General features: G+C 69.1%; 10 protein-coding genes and 1 tRNA gene. 2 read left to right on the forward strand and 9 right to left on the reverse strand.

Going from position 1 to position 14,063, the window contains the following annotated elements; all coding sequences use genetic code 11:
- Positions 1-17: 17 nt before the first annotated feature.
- Positions 18-104: transfer RNA gene (locus ACIP89_RS05560), tRNA-Leu, on the reverse strand.
- 94 nt (positions 105-198) lie between these two features.
- Here ACIP89_RS05560 and ACIP89_RS05565 point away from each other — a divergent pair.
- Positions 199-855, forward strand: a complete 657-nt coding sequence (locus ACIP89_RS05565) for an ANTAR domain-containing response regulator (RefSeq protein ID WP_024492786.1) — start codon at positions 199-201, stop codon at positions 853-855.
- Positions 856-936: 81 nt separating this feature from the next.
- Here ACIP89_RS05565 and ACIP89_RS05570 read toward each other — a convergent pair whose 3' ends face one another.
- The 7 genes from ACIP89_RS05570 to ACIP89_RS05600 form a co-directional block, all read right to left on the reverse strand.
- A complete protein-coding gene (locus ACIP89_RS05570; RefSeq protein ID WP_402113148.1) occupies positions 937-1,653 on the reverse strand; it encodes an ABC transporter ATP-binding protein in 717 nt (238 codons plus the stop codon).
- Positions 1,650-2,543, reverse strand: coding sequence for an ABC transporter ATP-binding protein (locus ACIP89_RS05575; RefSeq protein ID WP_402113494.1), 894 nt, complete (start codon positions 2,541-2,543; stop codon positions 1,650-1,652). Before ACIP89_RS05575 ends, ACIP89_RS05570 begins: the two co-directional genes overlap by 4 nt.
- A 5-nt stretch (positions 2,544-2,548) precedes the next feature.
- The gene (locus ACIP89_RS05580) at positions 2,549-4,345 is read right to left on the reverse strand and encodes a branched-chain amino acid ABC transporter permease (protein ID WP_402113151.1); all 1,797 of its coding nucleotides are present in this window, start codon (positions 4,343-4,345) and stop codon (positions 2,549-2,551) included.
- 5 nt (positions 4,346-4,350) lie between these two features.
- Positions 4,351-5,280: a branched-chain amino acid ABC transporter permease gene (locus tag ACIP89_RS05585; protein ID WP_401923103.1), complete on the reverse strand. Its 930-nt coding sequence runs from the start codon at positions 5,278-5,280 to the stop codon at positions 4,351-4,353.
- A 100-nt stretch (positions 5,281-5,380) separates the two neighbouring features.
- Positions 5,381-6,592 (reverse strand): branched-chain amino acid ABC transporter substrate-binding protein, encoded by a 1,212-nt coding sequence (locus ACIP89_RS05590; protein WP_311307905.1) that lies wholly within the window; start codon positions 6,590-6,592, stop codon positions 5,381-5,383.
- Between the two features lie 645 nt (positions 6,593-7,237).
- Positions 7,238-7,720, reverse strand: a complete 483-nt coding sequence (locus ACIP89_RS05595; protein ID WP_402113154.1) for a PaaI family thioesterase — start codon at positions 7,718-7,720, stop codon at positions 7,238-7,240.
- Between the two features lie 79 nt (positions 7,721-7,799).
- The gene (locus tag ACIP89_RS05600) at positions 7,800-10,109 is read right to left on the reverse strand and encodes an FdhF/YdeP family oxidoreductase (RefSeq protein ID WP_402113157.1); all 2,310 of its coding nucleotides are present in this window, start codon (positions 10,107-10,109) and stop codon (positions 7,800-7,802) included.
- Positions 10,110-10,277: 168 nt separating this feature from the next.
- Here ACIP89_RS05600 and polA point away from each other — a divergent pair, with 168 nt between their 5' ends.
- Positions 10,278-12,989, forward strand: a complete 2,712-nt coding sequence (gene polA / locus ACIP89_RS05605) for a DNA polymerase I (protein WP_402113160.1) — start codon at positions 10,278-10,280, stop codon at positions 12,987-12,989.
- Between the two features lie 184 nt (positions 12,990-13,173).
- Here polA and ACIP89_RS05610 read toward each other — a convergent pair whose 3' ends face one another.
- Positions 13,174-14,046, reverse strand: coding sequence for a DUF4184 family protein (locus tag ACIP89_RS05610; RefSeq protein WP_402113163.1), 873 nt, complete (start codon positions 14,044-14,046; stop codon positions 13,174-13,176).
- Positions 14,047-14,063: the final 17 nt, after the last annotated feature.

Here is a 14,063-nt window from a genome sequence, read left to right on the forward strand (position 1 = left end):
AACATCCGCTTTTGGAATGGTGCCGGGTATGGGATTCGAACCCACATGTCCTTTCGGACAGAGGTGTTTGAGACCTCCGCGTCCACCAGTTGCGCCAACCCGGCTTGGTAACCGGTCAGAAGTGTACCTGGTATCAGAAGCGCACAGCAGGTAGGTAGGCTGCTTCGCAGCAGTACCTGCCCTGAGCCAAGGAGCCCCGTGACCACCCCCGAGTCGCCCCAGCCCGTAGACGCGTCCGACGACGACAAGTCGCACGTCCCGCCGCTGACGACCCGCGTCGTCATCGCTGAGGACGAGGCTCTCATCCGCCTCGACCTGAAAGAGATGCTGGAGGAAGAGGGGTACTCCGTCGTCGGTGAGGCCGGGGACGGGCAGCAGGCTGTCGAGCTGGCCCGGGAGCACAAGCCGGACCTGGTCATCCTCGATGTGAAGATGCCGGTCCTCGACGGGATCTCCGCCGCCGAGAAGATCGCCGAGGAGTCCATCGCGCCGGTCCTGATGCTCACCGCGTTCTCGCAGCGCGACCTCGTGGAGCGGGCCCGGGACGCCGGGGCGATGGCGTACCTGGTGAAGCCGTTCAGCAAGAGCGACGTGGTGCCGGCCATCGAGATGGCGGTGTCGCGGTTCGCGGAGCTGAAGGCACTGGAGGGCGAGGTCGCGGACCTGTCGCAGCGGCTGGAGACCCGGAAGCTGGTGGACCGGGCGAAGAGCATCCTGCAGACGGACTACGGGCTGTCCGAGCCCGCCGCGTTCCGCTGGATCCAGAAGACGTCGATGGACCGGCGGCTGTCGATGCAGCAGCTGGCCGAGGCGTTGATCGAGGACGCCGAGGAGAAGAAGAAGGCCGCGGAGTAGTCCCGTAGGACCAGGACAATGGAGAAGGCCCGCGCCCCGGACTGCATCCGGGGCGCGGGCCTTCTCCATGCGCGGACGGGCTCAGTCCTCGCCGAGGTAGGCCTTGCGGACCGACTCGTCGTGGAGGAGGTCGGAGCCGGTGCCGGAGAGGACGATCTTGCCGACCTCCATGACGTGGCCCTGGTCGGCCAGGGAGAGCGCGGCCTGGGCGTTCTGCTCGACGAGCAGGATCGTGGTGCCCTGGGACTTGAGTTCGACGATGGTCTCCATGATCTTCTGCATCATGATCGGGGAGAGGCCCATGGAGGGTTCGTCGAGCATCAGGAGTTTGGGCTGGCACATGAGGGCCCTGCCCATGGCGAGCATCTGCTGTTCGCCGCCCGAGAGGGTGCCGGCGGCCTGCTTTCGGCGTTCCCCGAGGATGGGGAAGAGGTCGTAGGCGCGCTGGATGTCCTTCTCGATGCCTGCCTTGTCGTTGCGGAGGTAGGCGCCGAGCTGGAGGTTCTCGGTGATCGTCAGCCGGGGGAAGATGTGGCGGCCCTCGGGGGAGTGGGCGAGGCCCAGGGCGACGATCTTGTGGGCGGGGATGCCGGTCAGCGGCCTGCCCTCGAACAGTACGCGGCCGTCGAGCGGCTTGAGCAGTCCGGAGAGGGTGCGCAGGGTGGTGGTCTTGCCCGCACCGTTGGTGCCGATCAGGGTGACGACCTGGCCGGCCTCGACGCTGAAGGAGATGCCCTTGACGGCTTCGATCTTGCCGTAGGCGACGCGGAGGTCCTCGACCTCTAGCAGTGCGGTCATCGGGTGTCCTCCTCCTCGGTGCTGGTGGTGTTCTCGGTGGTGGTCACCGTTGTTTTGGTGGCCTCGGCGGCTTCGACCTCGGCGATCTCCTCGGCGCCGGGGGCGCCTTCGAAGGGGGTGCCGAGGTAGGCGGCGACGACGCGTTCGTCGCTCTGGACGACGTCGGAGGTGCCTTCGACGAGCTTCTCGCCCTGGACGAGCACGGTGACGCGGTCGCAGAGGTTGAAGATGAAGCGCATGTCGTGCTCGATGACGAGTACGGCGATGCCCTGGTCGCGGATGGCGAAGATGAGCTCTTCCGTGACCCGGGTCTCCTGCGGGTTCATGCCGGCGGTGGGCTCGTCCAGGAGGAGGAGACCGGGGTCGCTGGCGAGCGCGCGGGCGATCTCCAGCTTGCGCTGGTCTCCGTAGGGGAGGTTGCGCGCGAGGTGGTCGGCTTTCTCCTGGAGGCCGATGAACTCCAGCAGCTCCATTGCCCGTTCCCGGCTGGCGTTCTCGGCCTTGGTGAAGCCGGGGAGGCGCAGGAGGGCGGACCAGAGGCCTTCCTTGGTCCTGGTGTGGCGTCCGACGAGGACGTTCTCCAGGACGGTCATGTTGGCGAAGAGCCGGATGTTCTGGAAGGTGCGGGCGATGCCTGCCTGGGTGACGAGGTGGGGCTTGGGCGGCAGGACGGTGCCCTGGTAGCGGACCTTGCCCTCGGTGGGGACGTAGAGGCCGGTGAGGCAGTTGAAGAAGGTGGTTTTTCCGGCGCCGTTGGGGCCGATGAGGCCGACGATCTCGCCCGCGTTGACGGTGAGGTCGACGTTGTGGACGGCGGTGAGGCCGCCGAACCGCATGGTGACGCCGCTGGCGTCGAGCACGGGGGTGCCGGTTTTCGTGGTGGTGGTCATGGTGGTCACGCCCCCGCCTTGGCGATGCCGGCGTCGACGTCGTCGGACTTCCGCGGTTCCGGTACGTCGAGCTGGTCGGTCTCGTGGAATTCGAGCTGCTTCCTGCGGTCGGCGACCAGTCCTTCGGGGCGCAGGCGCATCAGGAGGATGAGTGCGATGCCGAAGAGGAAGAGCTGGTAGTCCTGCATGAACTGGAGCTTGGCCGGGATGAGGTAGAGCAGTGCGGCGCCGACGAGGGGTCCGCTGAGGGTTCCCATGCCGCCGAGGATGACGGCGGCGAGGAGGAACGCGGAGTTCGGGGGTACGGAGCCGGCGAACTGGTACTGCTCGGGTGTCACCGTGTAGTTGACGTGCGACTGCACGGTTCCGGCGAGTCCGGCGAGGGTGGCGCCGAGGGCGAAGGCGAGCAGCTTGAGCCGGAAGGCGTTGATGCCCATGGCGGTGGCGGCGGTCTCGTCCTCGCGGATGGCGACCCAGGCGCGGCCGATGCGGGATTCTCCGGAGCGGCGGAAGACGAGGACGACGACGGCGGTGAAGACGAGCATGAGCAGGTAGTAGTTGGCGGACCTGCCGAGGGTGAAGCCGCCGATGTCGTGCTTGAGTCCGAAGTCGATCCCGAAGAGGTTGAGGTCGGGGATGCTCGGGATGCCCTGGGAGCCGTTGGTGAGGTCGGGGCCGCTGTTGCCGTTGAGGTTGTTCACGGTGAGGCGGAAGATCTCACCGAAGCCGAGCGTGACGATGGCGAGGTAGTCGCCGCGTAGTCGCAGGGTGGGGGCGCCGATGAGGACGCCGAAGATCAGTGAGGCTCCCGCGCCGGTGAGGACGGCGGCCCAGAAGGGGAATTCGACGCCGATGGCCGACATGGTGGAGCCGGAGACCAGGGCGGCGGCGTAGGCGCCGACGCCGAGGAAGGCGACGTAGCCGAGGTCGAGGAGGCCGGCGAGGCCGACGACGACGTTCAGGCCGAGTGCCACGGTCGCGAAGATGAGGATGTTGGCGCCGATGAGCGCGTATTCCTCTTTCTGCTGCGTGAAGGGGAAGCAGACGGCCGCGACGAGGGCGGCGGTGAGGGTGATGTTGCGGTGCTTCGAGGTCAGCGCGGTGATGCGGGAGATGAGTCCGGCGCGGTTCAGTGCGGTGAAGGCGAAGGCGGCGGTGATGAGGAAGCCGATGAAGAGTTCGGTGTAGTCGGTGTCGACGCCGTAGGCGAAGACGTAGAGGCCGATGCCGAAGGTGATGGCGATGATGAGGATTTCGGCCCAGGCGGGCAGGGGTTTGGCGCGGCGGGCGGACGGTGCGGCGAGGCCGTTGCGGAAGCGCTGCCACGCCGAGTCCGGGTTTCCGGTGTCGGGGAGCGGCTGGTCGGCGGGGAGTCCGTGGGCGGCGATGACGGCGATGAGTGAGCCGATGCCGCTGACCCAGGCGCCGGGTTCGAGGTTGACGACCCCGCCGAGGTCGTAGGTGATGGCGCCGATGGTGTAGGCGGTGGTGCCGAAGGTCCCGAGTGCCAGGAGGCGTACGGGGCTGTTGGTGCCGCCGGGGGTGAGCCAGTCGAGGCCGCGGATGCCGTACCCGGAGAGGGTGAGGAGCAGGGTGAGTGCGGCGCCGATGAGGGTGAGGACCTGGAGGCCGCCGGGGTAGCCGGTGACGGTGAGGTCGCCGGGGAACTGGTCGGTCCAGGTCCAGGCGAGGAAGGTGCCTGCGAGGGTGACGGCGGCGCCTGCCGTGGTGGCGATGCGGGCCGCGGAGGCGGGCATCGGGATCAGGGCGGAGGCGGGGGGCGTGGTGGTGTGGGTGGTCATCCGTATCACGCCCGATCCGCGACGCGTTCGCCGAGCAGGCCCTGGGGGCGGAGCAGCAGGACGATGATGAGGAGGACGAAGGCCCATACGTCCTTCCAGGCGCCGCCGCCGAAGAGTTCCATGCCGGGAACGTCGCTCATGTAGCCGGTGGCGAGTGATTCGGCGATGCCGAGTACGACGCCGCCGAGCATGGCGCCGTAGATGTTGCCGATTCCGCCGAGTACGGCTGCGGTGAAGGCTTTGAGGCCCATGATGAAGCCCATTTTGAAGCCGATCTGGCCGTTTTTGAGCCCGTAGGCGACGGCGGCGACGGCTGCGAACGCGGCACCGATGGCGAAGGCCATGACGATGATGCGGTCGGTGTTGATGCCCATGAGTTTGGCGGTGTCGGGGTCCTGGCTGGTGGCCTGCATGCCGCGGCCGGAGCGGGTCTTGGAGACGAAGAGGCCGAGGGCGATCATGCAGACGGGTGCGCTGATGAGGACGAAGAGGTCGCCGCGCTGGATGTGGGCGCCGAAGATGTCGAGGGCGTCGCCCTTGAACTGGGGGAAGGAGCGGTCCTTCTTGGCGTCCGGGTACCACTTCCAGATGGCTTGCTGGAGGGCGAGGGAGAGGCCGATGGCCGTGATGAGGGGGGCCAGTCGTGGTGCGTTGCGCAGGGGCCGGTAGGCGAAGCGTTCGGCGGCTGCGCTGATGGCGACGGAGCAGATGACGCCGCCGATGATCATGAGGGGGATGATTGCGAGGAGGTTGGCGCCGGCCGGCATCCAGAGGTAGACGGTGAGGGCTCCGAAGCCTCCGATCATGAAGATCTCGCCGTGGGCGAAGTTGATGAGCTGGATGATTCCGTAGACCATCGTGTATCCGATCGCGATGAGACCGTACATCGCGCCGAGGATGAGTCCATTGGCCAGCTGTTGCGGCAGTTCGTGCACCGCAGGGCCTCCGTGGAGTGGTTCGGATATGGCACCGCGCGGGAGCGCTCTTGGCGCTCCCGCGCGGTCTGGTGTCAGTCAGTGGTGACCGGGGAGCTGGTTACGGCTTGTAGACCTCGCTGAGCTTGGAGACCCACTTCCCGCCGTCGACCTGGTAGGCGGTCATCATGGTGTTGGTGGTGTCGCCGAACTCGTCGAACGAGACGGGGCCGGTGACGCCGTCGAACTTGACCTTGCTCATGGCGGCGAGGACCTTTTCGCGGGCGTCGTCGGGGAGCTTGCCGTCGTTGTCGGCGACGGCGATCTTGACGGCCTCGATGATGGACCAGGTGGCGTCGTAGGTGCCGCCGCCGTAGGCCTCGTAGGCGTCCTTGTATCCGGCGGTCTTGTAGTTCGCGATGAAGTCCTTGGCGGAGTCGAGCTCCTCGACGGGCTTGCCGACGGAGGTGGCGATGTCGCCCTGGGCCTTCTTGTTGAGCTTGATGAAGTCGGCGCTGTACATGCCGTCGCCGCCCATGAGGGGGATCTTGACGCTGTCCTTGAGCTGCTGGCTCAGGGGTGCGCCGGCGGGGTATTCGCCGCCGTAGTAGACGGCCTTGGCGCCGGACTTCTTGACCTTGGTGACGACGGCGTTGAAGTCGCGGTCGTCGGGGTTGACGTGGTCCGCGCCGGCGATCTTGCCGCCGAGCTTGGTGAAGGTCGCCTTGAAGGAGGCTGCGAGACCGGCGCCGTAGGGCTTCTGGTCGTCGATGAGGTAGACCTGCTTGATCTTCGCGTTGTTGTAGAGGTACTTCGCCGCGAAGGCGCCCTGGATCTGGTCCGTGGTGGCGGTGCGGAAGAAGGTCTTGAAGGGGCGCTTCTTGTCGCCGGTCTTCCAGTTCTCGCCCTGGGTCAGTTCGGTGCCCGTGTTGGCGGGGGAGACCTGGGTGAGGCTGGCGTCGTTGAGCGGCTTCTGCATCGACTGGGAGACGCCGGAGTTCAGGGGGCCGACGACGCCGAGGACGGTGTCGTCGTCGATGAACTTCTGGGCGTTCTGCTGGCCGACGGAGGGCTGGGCCTGGTCGTCGAGGGGCTTGACGACGAAGTTGATGCCGGGGACGGTCTTGGCCTTGTTCGCCGTTTTGGCGGCGAGGTCGGCGGAGTTCTTGATGCCGAGGCCGAGCGCGGAGAGGTCACCGGTGATGGGTGCGTCGACGCCGATGACGACGGTCTGGGTGCCGCCGCTGTCGCTGCTCTTCTTGTCGTCGTCGCGCGACCCGCAGGCGGTGAGTGTCAGTGCTCCTGTGGTGAGCACTGTGGTGAGGATGAGCAAAGAACGGTGTCGCACGAAAAGTCCTTTCCCTGGCGCGGCCTCCTCTGCTTGAGGTGCCGTGTCGTTCGCCGGGCCGTACTGGTTGGTACAGGGCCGTGCCGTAGTCGCGCCCGGCGGCGCGGTGACTGGCGGTGACTCTAAGGGCAGGGGCGGGGGTCGGGGATGGGTCAGCCGAATGATGTGACTGTCTTGTTATGCCTTTGAGGAAGGCTTGAGGTGGCTGTGCTGACATGTACGGCTTTTTACCGGACCGTGAAGTGACCGCATTCTGAGAACGCGCAGCTCTGCTAAGGGGCTTGAACCGATCTTGCTGCTGTCGCGTGGTGGGGGTGCGGGAGGGCGCGTCGGTGCGCGCGAAAGTGCCCGGTGCCTGTGGGGCCGGGTTCTTCGGGTTGCGTCGGGGGCGGGTGAACATTGCGCGGATGTTACGCAGTGTTACGTCGGGGGGTGGTGTGGTCGACGCGGGGTGGCGGGGCGCGGGCGGGCGTGGCTGCTGAGTGGGCCACAGAACAGGGTGTGCGGTCAAGGGTGTTGGTGGGCCGGCGCGGTCAATTCCGTTGCGCGGGACGGTGGTTGTGGGTGGATATGCAGATGCCCGGCCGGTTTGCGAACCGGCCGGGCAGTGGGGTGCGGGGTGTGGGGCGGTCAGGCGGTTTCGCCCGTGGGTGCGTCCTTCGGTACGTCGCGCAGGAGGCAGGTGAGGCGGGCGGTGCAGACGCGCTTGTCGTGCTCGTCGGTGATGACGATCTCGTACGTGGCGGTGGTGCGGCCGCGGTGTACGGGGGTGGCGACGCCGGTGACGAGGCCGCTGCGTGCCCCTCGGTGGTGGGTGCAGTTCAGGTCGACGCCGACGGCGAGCTTGGTGGCGCCGCCGTGGAGCATGGCGCCGACGGAGCCGAGGGTCTCGGCGAGGACGGCGGAGGCGCCGCCGTGCAGGAGTCCGTAGGGCTGGGTGTTGCCCTCGACGGGCATGGTGCCGACGACGCGGTCCGCGGCGGCCTCGATGATCCGGACGCCCATGCGTTCGCCGAGGTGTCCGGCGGAGAACAGGGCGGGGAGGTCGACGCCGAGGGCGGCGTACTCGTCGATGATCTCCTGGGGGAACTTGGGTGCGGTGTGCTCGCCCATGGGTCCGGCTCCGTCTCTCTGCGGTGGTGCGCTGCTGCGTGTGGTGTCCGTTGTTCTTATCAGACGGCTGAGCGGACGCTTAGTGCGCCTGTGCGGTGCGGCCGGTCGCGGGGTGCAGGCTGACGTTCTCGAAGCGGATCACGACGGATTTGCTGGCGGGGGTGTTGCTGGTGTCGGCGGTGGAGCCGAGGGGGACCAGGACGTTGGTCTCGGGGTAGTAGGCGGCGGCGCAGCCCCGGGCGGTGGGGTAGTGGACGACGCGGAAGCCGGGGGCGCGCCGTTCGGTTCCGTCCTTCCACTCGCTGACGAGGTCGGCGTAGGCGCCGTCGGTGAGGCCGAGGGAGTCGGCGTCGTCGGGGTTCACGAGGACGACGCGTCGGCCGCACTTGATGCCCCGGTAGCGGTCGTCGAGGCCGTAGATGGTGGTGTTGTACTGGTCGTGGGAGCGCAGGGTCTGCAACAGCAGCCGTCCATCGGGGAGTTCGGGGAACTCGACGGGGGCGGCGGTGAAGTTGGCCCTGCCGGTGGCGGTGGGGAAGCGGCGGGAGTCGCGGGGGCCGTGCGGGAGGGTGAATCCGCCGGGGTGGGCGACGCGTGCGTTGAAGTTCTCGAAGCCGGGGACGACGCGGGAGATGCGGTCGCGGATCGTGGCGTAGTCCTTCTCGAACTCCTCCCAGGGGGTGGTGGAGGCGGGTCCCAGGACGGCGCGGGCGAGGCGGGCGACGATGGCGGGTTCGGAGAGCAGGTGGGGGCTTGCGGGGGTGAGGTTGCCGCGGGAGGCGTGCACCATGCTCATGGAGTCCTCGACGGTGACGAACTGCTTGCCGCCGGCCTGGACGTCCTTGTCGGTGCGGCCCAGGGTGGGCAGGATCAGGGCGCGGGTGCCGGTGACGGCGTGGGAGCGGTTGACCTTGGTGGAGACGTGCACGGTGAGGCGGGCGGTGCGCATGGCGGCTTCGGTGACGTCGGTGTCGGGGGTGGCGGCGACGAAGTTGCCGCCCATGGCGAAGAAGACCTTGGCCCTGCCGTCGCGCAGGGCCTGGATGGAGCGGACCACGTCGTAGCCGTGGTGGCGGGGTGAGGTGATGCCGAATTCCTTGTCGAGGGCGTCGAGGAAGGCGGGGGCGGGGCGTTCGAAGATGCCCATGGTGCGGTCGCCCTGGACGTTGGAGTGGCCGCGCACGGGGCAGACGCCGGCGCCGGTGCGGCCGATGTTGCCGCGCAGGAGAAGGAAGTTGACGACTTCGCGGATGGTCGGCACGGAGTGTTTGTGCTGGGTGAGGCCCATGGCCCAGCACACGATGGTGCGTTTGGAGGCGAGGACCATCGCGAGGGCCTCTTCGATGGCGGCGCGGTCGAGGCCGGTGGCGGCGAGGGTCTCGTCCCAGTCGGCTTCGGCGGCGGCTTCGGCGAACGCCTCGTAGCCGTGGGTGTGTTCCGCGACGAAGGTCTCGTCGACGGCGCCCTCCGTCCGCAGGATCAGTTTGTTGAGCAGCCGGAAGAGGGCCTGGTCGCCGCCGATGCGGATCTGGAGGAAGAGGTCGTTGAGGGCGGCGCCCCTGACCATGCCGAGGGGGGTCTGGGGGTTCTTGAACCGTTCGAGGCCGGCTTCGGGCAGCGGGTTCACCGAGATGATCTTCGCGCCGGCGGATTTGGCCTTCTCCAGGGCGGAGAGCATCCGGGGGTGGTTGGTGCCGGGGTTCTGTCCGGCGACGATGATCAGGTCGGCGTGGTGCAGGTCCTCCAGGGAGACGGAGCCCTTGCCGACGCCGATGGTCTCCGTGAGCGCGGAGCCGGACGACTCGTGGCACATGTTGGAGCAGTCGGGCAGGTTGTTGGTGCCGAATTCGCGGGCGAACAGCTGGAGCAGGAACGCGGCCTCGTTGCTGGTGCGTCCGGAGGTGTAGAAGAGGGCCTCGTCGGGGGAGTCGAGGGCGGTGAGTTCCTCGGCGATGATGGCGAAGGCGCGCTCCCAGGTCACGGCCTGGTAGTGGTCGGCCCCTTCGGGCAGGTAGACGGGCTGGGTGATGCGTCCCTGCTGGCCGAGCCAGTAGCCGCTGCGGGTGGCGAGCTCGGAGACGGGGTGGGCGGCGAAGAAGTCCGGGGTGACGCGGCGCAGTGTGGCCTCCTCGGCGACGGCCTTGGCGCCGTTCTCGCAGAATTCGGCGGTGTGCCGTTTGTCGCCCTCCGGCCAGGCGCAGCCGGGGCAGTCGAAGCCGTCCTTCTGGTTGACCTTGAGGAGGGTCTGCGCGGTGCGGCGGGCCCCCATCTGCTGCTGGGCGATGCGCAGGCTGTGGGCGACGGCGGGCAGCCCGGCGGCGGCGTGTTTGGCCGGTTCGACCTGCGGCGCGTCCTGGACGGGATCACCTGCGGGCGGCTTGGTGGCCATCGTCTTTCCCCTTTGAGCCGGCTGCGGACCGGGTGGGGTCCGCTGTGCGTGTTTCCTTCTCCACCGATCCTGGCACGCGGCGCGGTGCGGCGGCCCGGCGAGCGGCCCTCCGGCGGCCCGGGGCGGTCGCCGGTCCGGATTGTCAGTGGTACGTGGCAGGATCGGGGTGTGGCTGAGACGGCATCGAAGAAGACGGCAGACAACCGACCGCGCCTGCTCCTGATGGACGGGCACTCCCTGGCGTACCGGGCGTTCTTTGCGCTGCCTGCGGAGAATTTCACGACGGGGGCGGGGCAGCCGACGAACGCGGTGTACGGCTTCGCGTCGATGCTGGCGAACACGCTGCGTGACGAGGCGCCGACGCATTTCGCGGTGGCGTTCGACGTGTCCCGCAAGACGTGGCGTGCGCAGGAGTTCCCCGAGTACAAGGCGAACCGGTCGAAGACGCCGGACGAGTTCAAGGGGCAGGTCGAGCTGATCGGGGAGCTGCTCGACGCGATGCACGCCGACCGTTTCGCGGTCGACGGCTTCGAGGCGGACGATGTGATCGCCACGCTGGCCACCCAGGCGGAGGCGGCCGGTTTCGAAGTGCTGATCGTCACCGGTGACCGGGATTCGTTCCAGCTGATCACGGACAACGTCACGGTGCTCTATCCGACGAAGGGCGTCTCTGAGCTGACCCGCTTCACCCCGGCGAAGGTCGAGGAGAAGTACGGGCTCACTCCGCGGCAGTACCCGGATTTCGCGGCGCTGCGCGGTGACCCGTCGGACAACCTTCCGGGCATCCCCGGGGTCGGTGAGAAGACGGCGGCGAAGTGGATCAACCAGTTCGGTTCGTTCGACGAGCTGGTGGAGCGGGCCGAGGAGGTCAAGGGCAAGGCCGGGCAGAATTTCCGCGACCATCTGGACGCGGTGCGGCTGAACCGGCGGCTGACCGAGATGGTCCGGGACGTCGCGCTGCCGAAGACCCCCGGCGACCTGGAGCGCGCCCCTTATGACCGCACCGCCGTCACCGGGGTGCTCGACGTGCTGGAGATCCGCAACCCGAGCCTGCGCGAGCGGCTGCTCGCGGTGGACCCGGGCAAGACGGAGGACGAGGCGCCGGCGCCCGCCGCGGGCATCGAGCTGGACGGCGCGGTGCTGGGTGCGGGCGAGGTCGCCCCGTGGCTGGCCGAGCACGGCGGGCAGCCGCTCGGCGTCGCGACGGTCGACACCTGGGCGCTCGGCAGCGGCACGGTCACCGAGATCGCGCTCGCCGCGGCGGGCGGGGCAGCGGCCTGGTTCGACCCCACGCAGCTGGACGAGGCCGACGAGCAGGCGTTCGCGGCCTGGATCGCGGACGCGGGCCGGCCCAAGGTCATGCACAACGCGAAGAGCGCCATGCGGGTCTTCCCGGAGCACGGCTGGCGGATCGAGGGCGTCTCGATGGACACCGCGCTCGCCGCCTACCTGGTCAAGCCCGGCCGGCGCTCCTTCGCGCTGGACGCCCTCGCGGTGGAGTACCTGGGGCGCGAGCTGGCCCCGGCGGCCGCCTCCGACGGTCAGCTGGCCTTCGGCGCGGACGACCGGGCGGAGGCCGACGCGCTGATGGCGCAGGCCCGTGCGGTGCTGGATCTCGGGGACGCGTTCACCACCCGGCTCCAGGAGGTGGGCGCCGCCGAGCTGCTCCACGACATGGAGCTGCCGACGTCCATCCTGCTGGCCCGGCTCGAACGGCACGGCATCGCGGCCGACCGGACCCATCTGGAGGGCATGGAGCAGCAGTTCGCGGGCGCCGTGCAGCAGGCGGTGAAGGAGGCGCACGCGGCGGTGGGCCGGGAGTTCAACCTCGGTTCGCCCAAGCAGCTCCAGGAAGTGCTGTTCGGTGAGCTGGGCCTGCCGAAGACGAAGAAGACGAAGACCGGTTTCACCACGGATGCCGACGCGCTGGCGTGGCTGGCGGCGCAGACGGAGCACGAGCTGCCTGTCATCATGCTGCGCCACCGCGAGCAGGCGAAGCTCCGGGTGACGGTCGAGGGCCTGGTCAAGGCGATCGGGGCGGACGGCCGGATCCACACCACGTTCAACCAGACGGTGGCGGCGACCGGCCGGCTGTCCTCGACCGACCCGAATCTGCAGAACATCCCCGTCCGTACGGACGAGGGCCGGGCGATCCGCCGCGGTTTCGTCGTCGGCGAGGGCTTCGAGACGCTGATGACGGCGGACTACAGCCAGATCGAACTGCGGGTGATGGCGCACCTCTCCGAGGACGCGGGCCTGATCGAGGCGTTCACCTCTGGTGAGGACCTGCACACCACGGTCGCCTCGCAGGTCTTCGGCGTCGAGAAGAGCGCGGTCGACCCGGAGATGCGGCGCAAGATCAAGGCCATGAGCTACGGGCTGGCCTATGGTCTGTCCGCGTTCGGCCTCTCCCAGCAGCTGAACATCGAGGCGGGCGAGGCCCGGGGCCTGATGGACACCTACTTCGAGCGGTTCGGCGGGGTCCGCGACTATCTGCGCCGGGTGGTGGAGGAGGCCCGCGCCACCGGTTACACGGAGACGGTCTTCGGCCGCCGCCGCTACCTGCCGGACCTGAACAGCGACAACCGCCAGCGCAGGGAGACGGCCGAGCGGATGGCGCTCAACGCGCCGATCCAGGGCACGGCGGCGGACATCGTCAAGGTCGCGATGCTCCAGGTCGACCGGGCGCTCACCGAGGCGGAGCTGACCTCCCGGATGCTCCTCCAGGTGCATGACGAAATCGTGCTGGAGATCGCCGCGGGTGAGCGGGAACAGGTGGAGGGCATCCTGCGCCACGAGATGTCGACCGCGGTGCGGCTGCGGGCGCCGCTCGACGTGTCGGTGGGTGTCGGCTCGGACTGGGAGTCCGCGGCGCACTGACAGCCGGGGCCGCGAGGAGCTCAGGGGCCGCGAGGAGCTCAGGGGCGGCGAGGGGTTCCGTGGTGGCGAGCGGTTCCCGGGTGGCGAGGGCCCCGGGCCGCGGACGCTCCCGGGCCGCGGAGGCCCTGCGCTCGGGGGCTCCGGGCGGTCCCAGGAGGTTCCGGGAGCCAGGCGGGCAACGCCCTCAGCTGTCGGGCGGGCTCGTTCTGCGGGCCCGCCCGGTGCTGGGCAGCGTCGGGGCGCCGGGGCCGCCGCGCCCCGGGAGCCGCATCCACACCCCGTAGAGCACCAGCCCCACCGCGAGCCCGGCGCCGGCGCCGAAGCACGCGGTCGGGATGATGTCGAGCGGGGTGTCGATGTGCCCGAAGTACGCGTACCAGCGCGCGCACCGGTGAACGGTGCCCAGCACCACGCACAGGCCGATGAAGCCGGCCGCGCACCACCGCGCCCGCCGGCCCAGCACCGGTACGGACACGGGGGCGGACTGTCCGCCGCCCAGCCGCAGCGCGGTGACCGTGAACCAGGTGAGCACGGTCAGCGCCACCGCCGAAGTGCCGTACTGCACCAGTTGGAACACCGGGTGTCCGCCCGCGTCCCGGCCGAGCACCGGCACCAGCCGCACCCCCCACCGGTCGTGGTGGGTGAACGCGTCCCAGACCACATGCGTACCGGCGCCGATGACCGCCGAGACCACGAACCACGCACCGTCCCGGACCCCCCACGGCCCCTGGCCGGGGCCCCGCCGGGCTCCCCGTACCAGTGCGTACACCCGCCTCTGACGCCTCCTCGGCGCCAGCGCCACCAGCGGTTCGCGCAGCAGCAGCCACAGTGCGACGGTCGCCGCGGTGATCAGGACATCCACCGTGAACACCCCCCACACCGCGTGGGTGACCTGTCCGAACTCCATGGCGCCGGGAACGGCGGTGTCCGCGTAGTACGTGATGTCGGGGGCGAACGAGCCGGCGACGAGGGCGGAGGCGACGAGTGGCCCGCGCCCCGTTCCGTCGCGGCGGAGTCCCGGCAGGACGGCGGCGGCATGGCTGAGGGTGAACGGCATGGTGGAAGTATGGGCGG

Source organism: Streptomyces sp. NPDC088730, assembly GCF_044751215.1.
Lineage (GTDB): Bacteria > Actinomycetota > Actinomycetes > Streptomycetales > Streptomycetaceae > Streptomyces.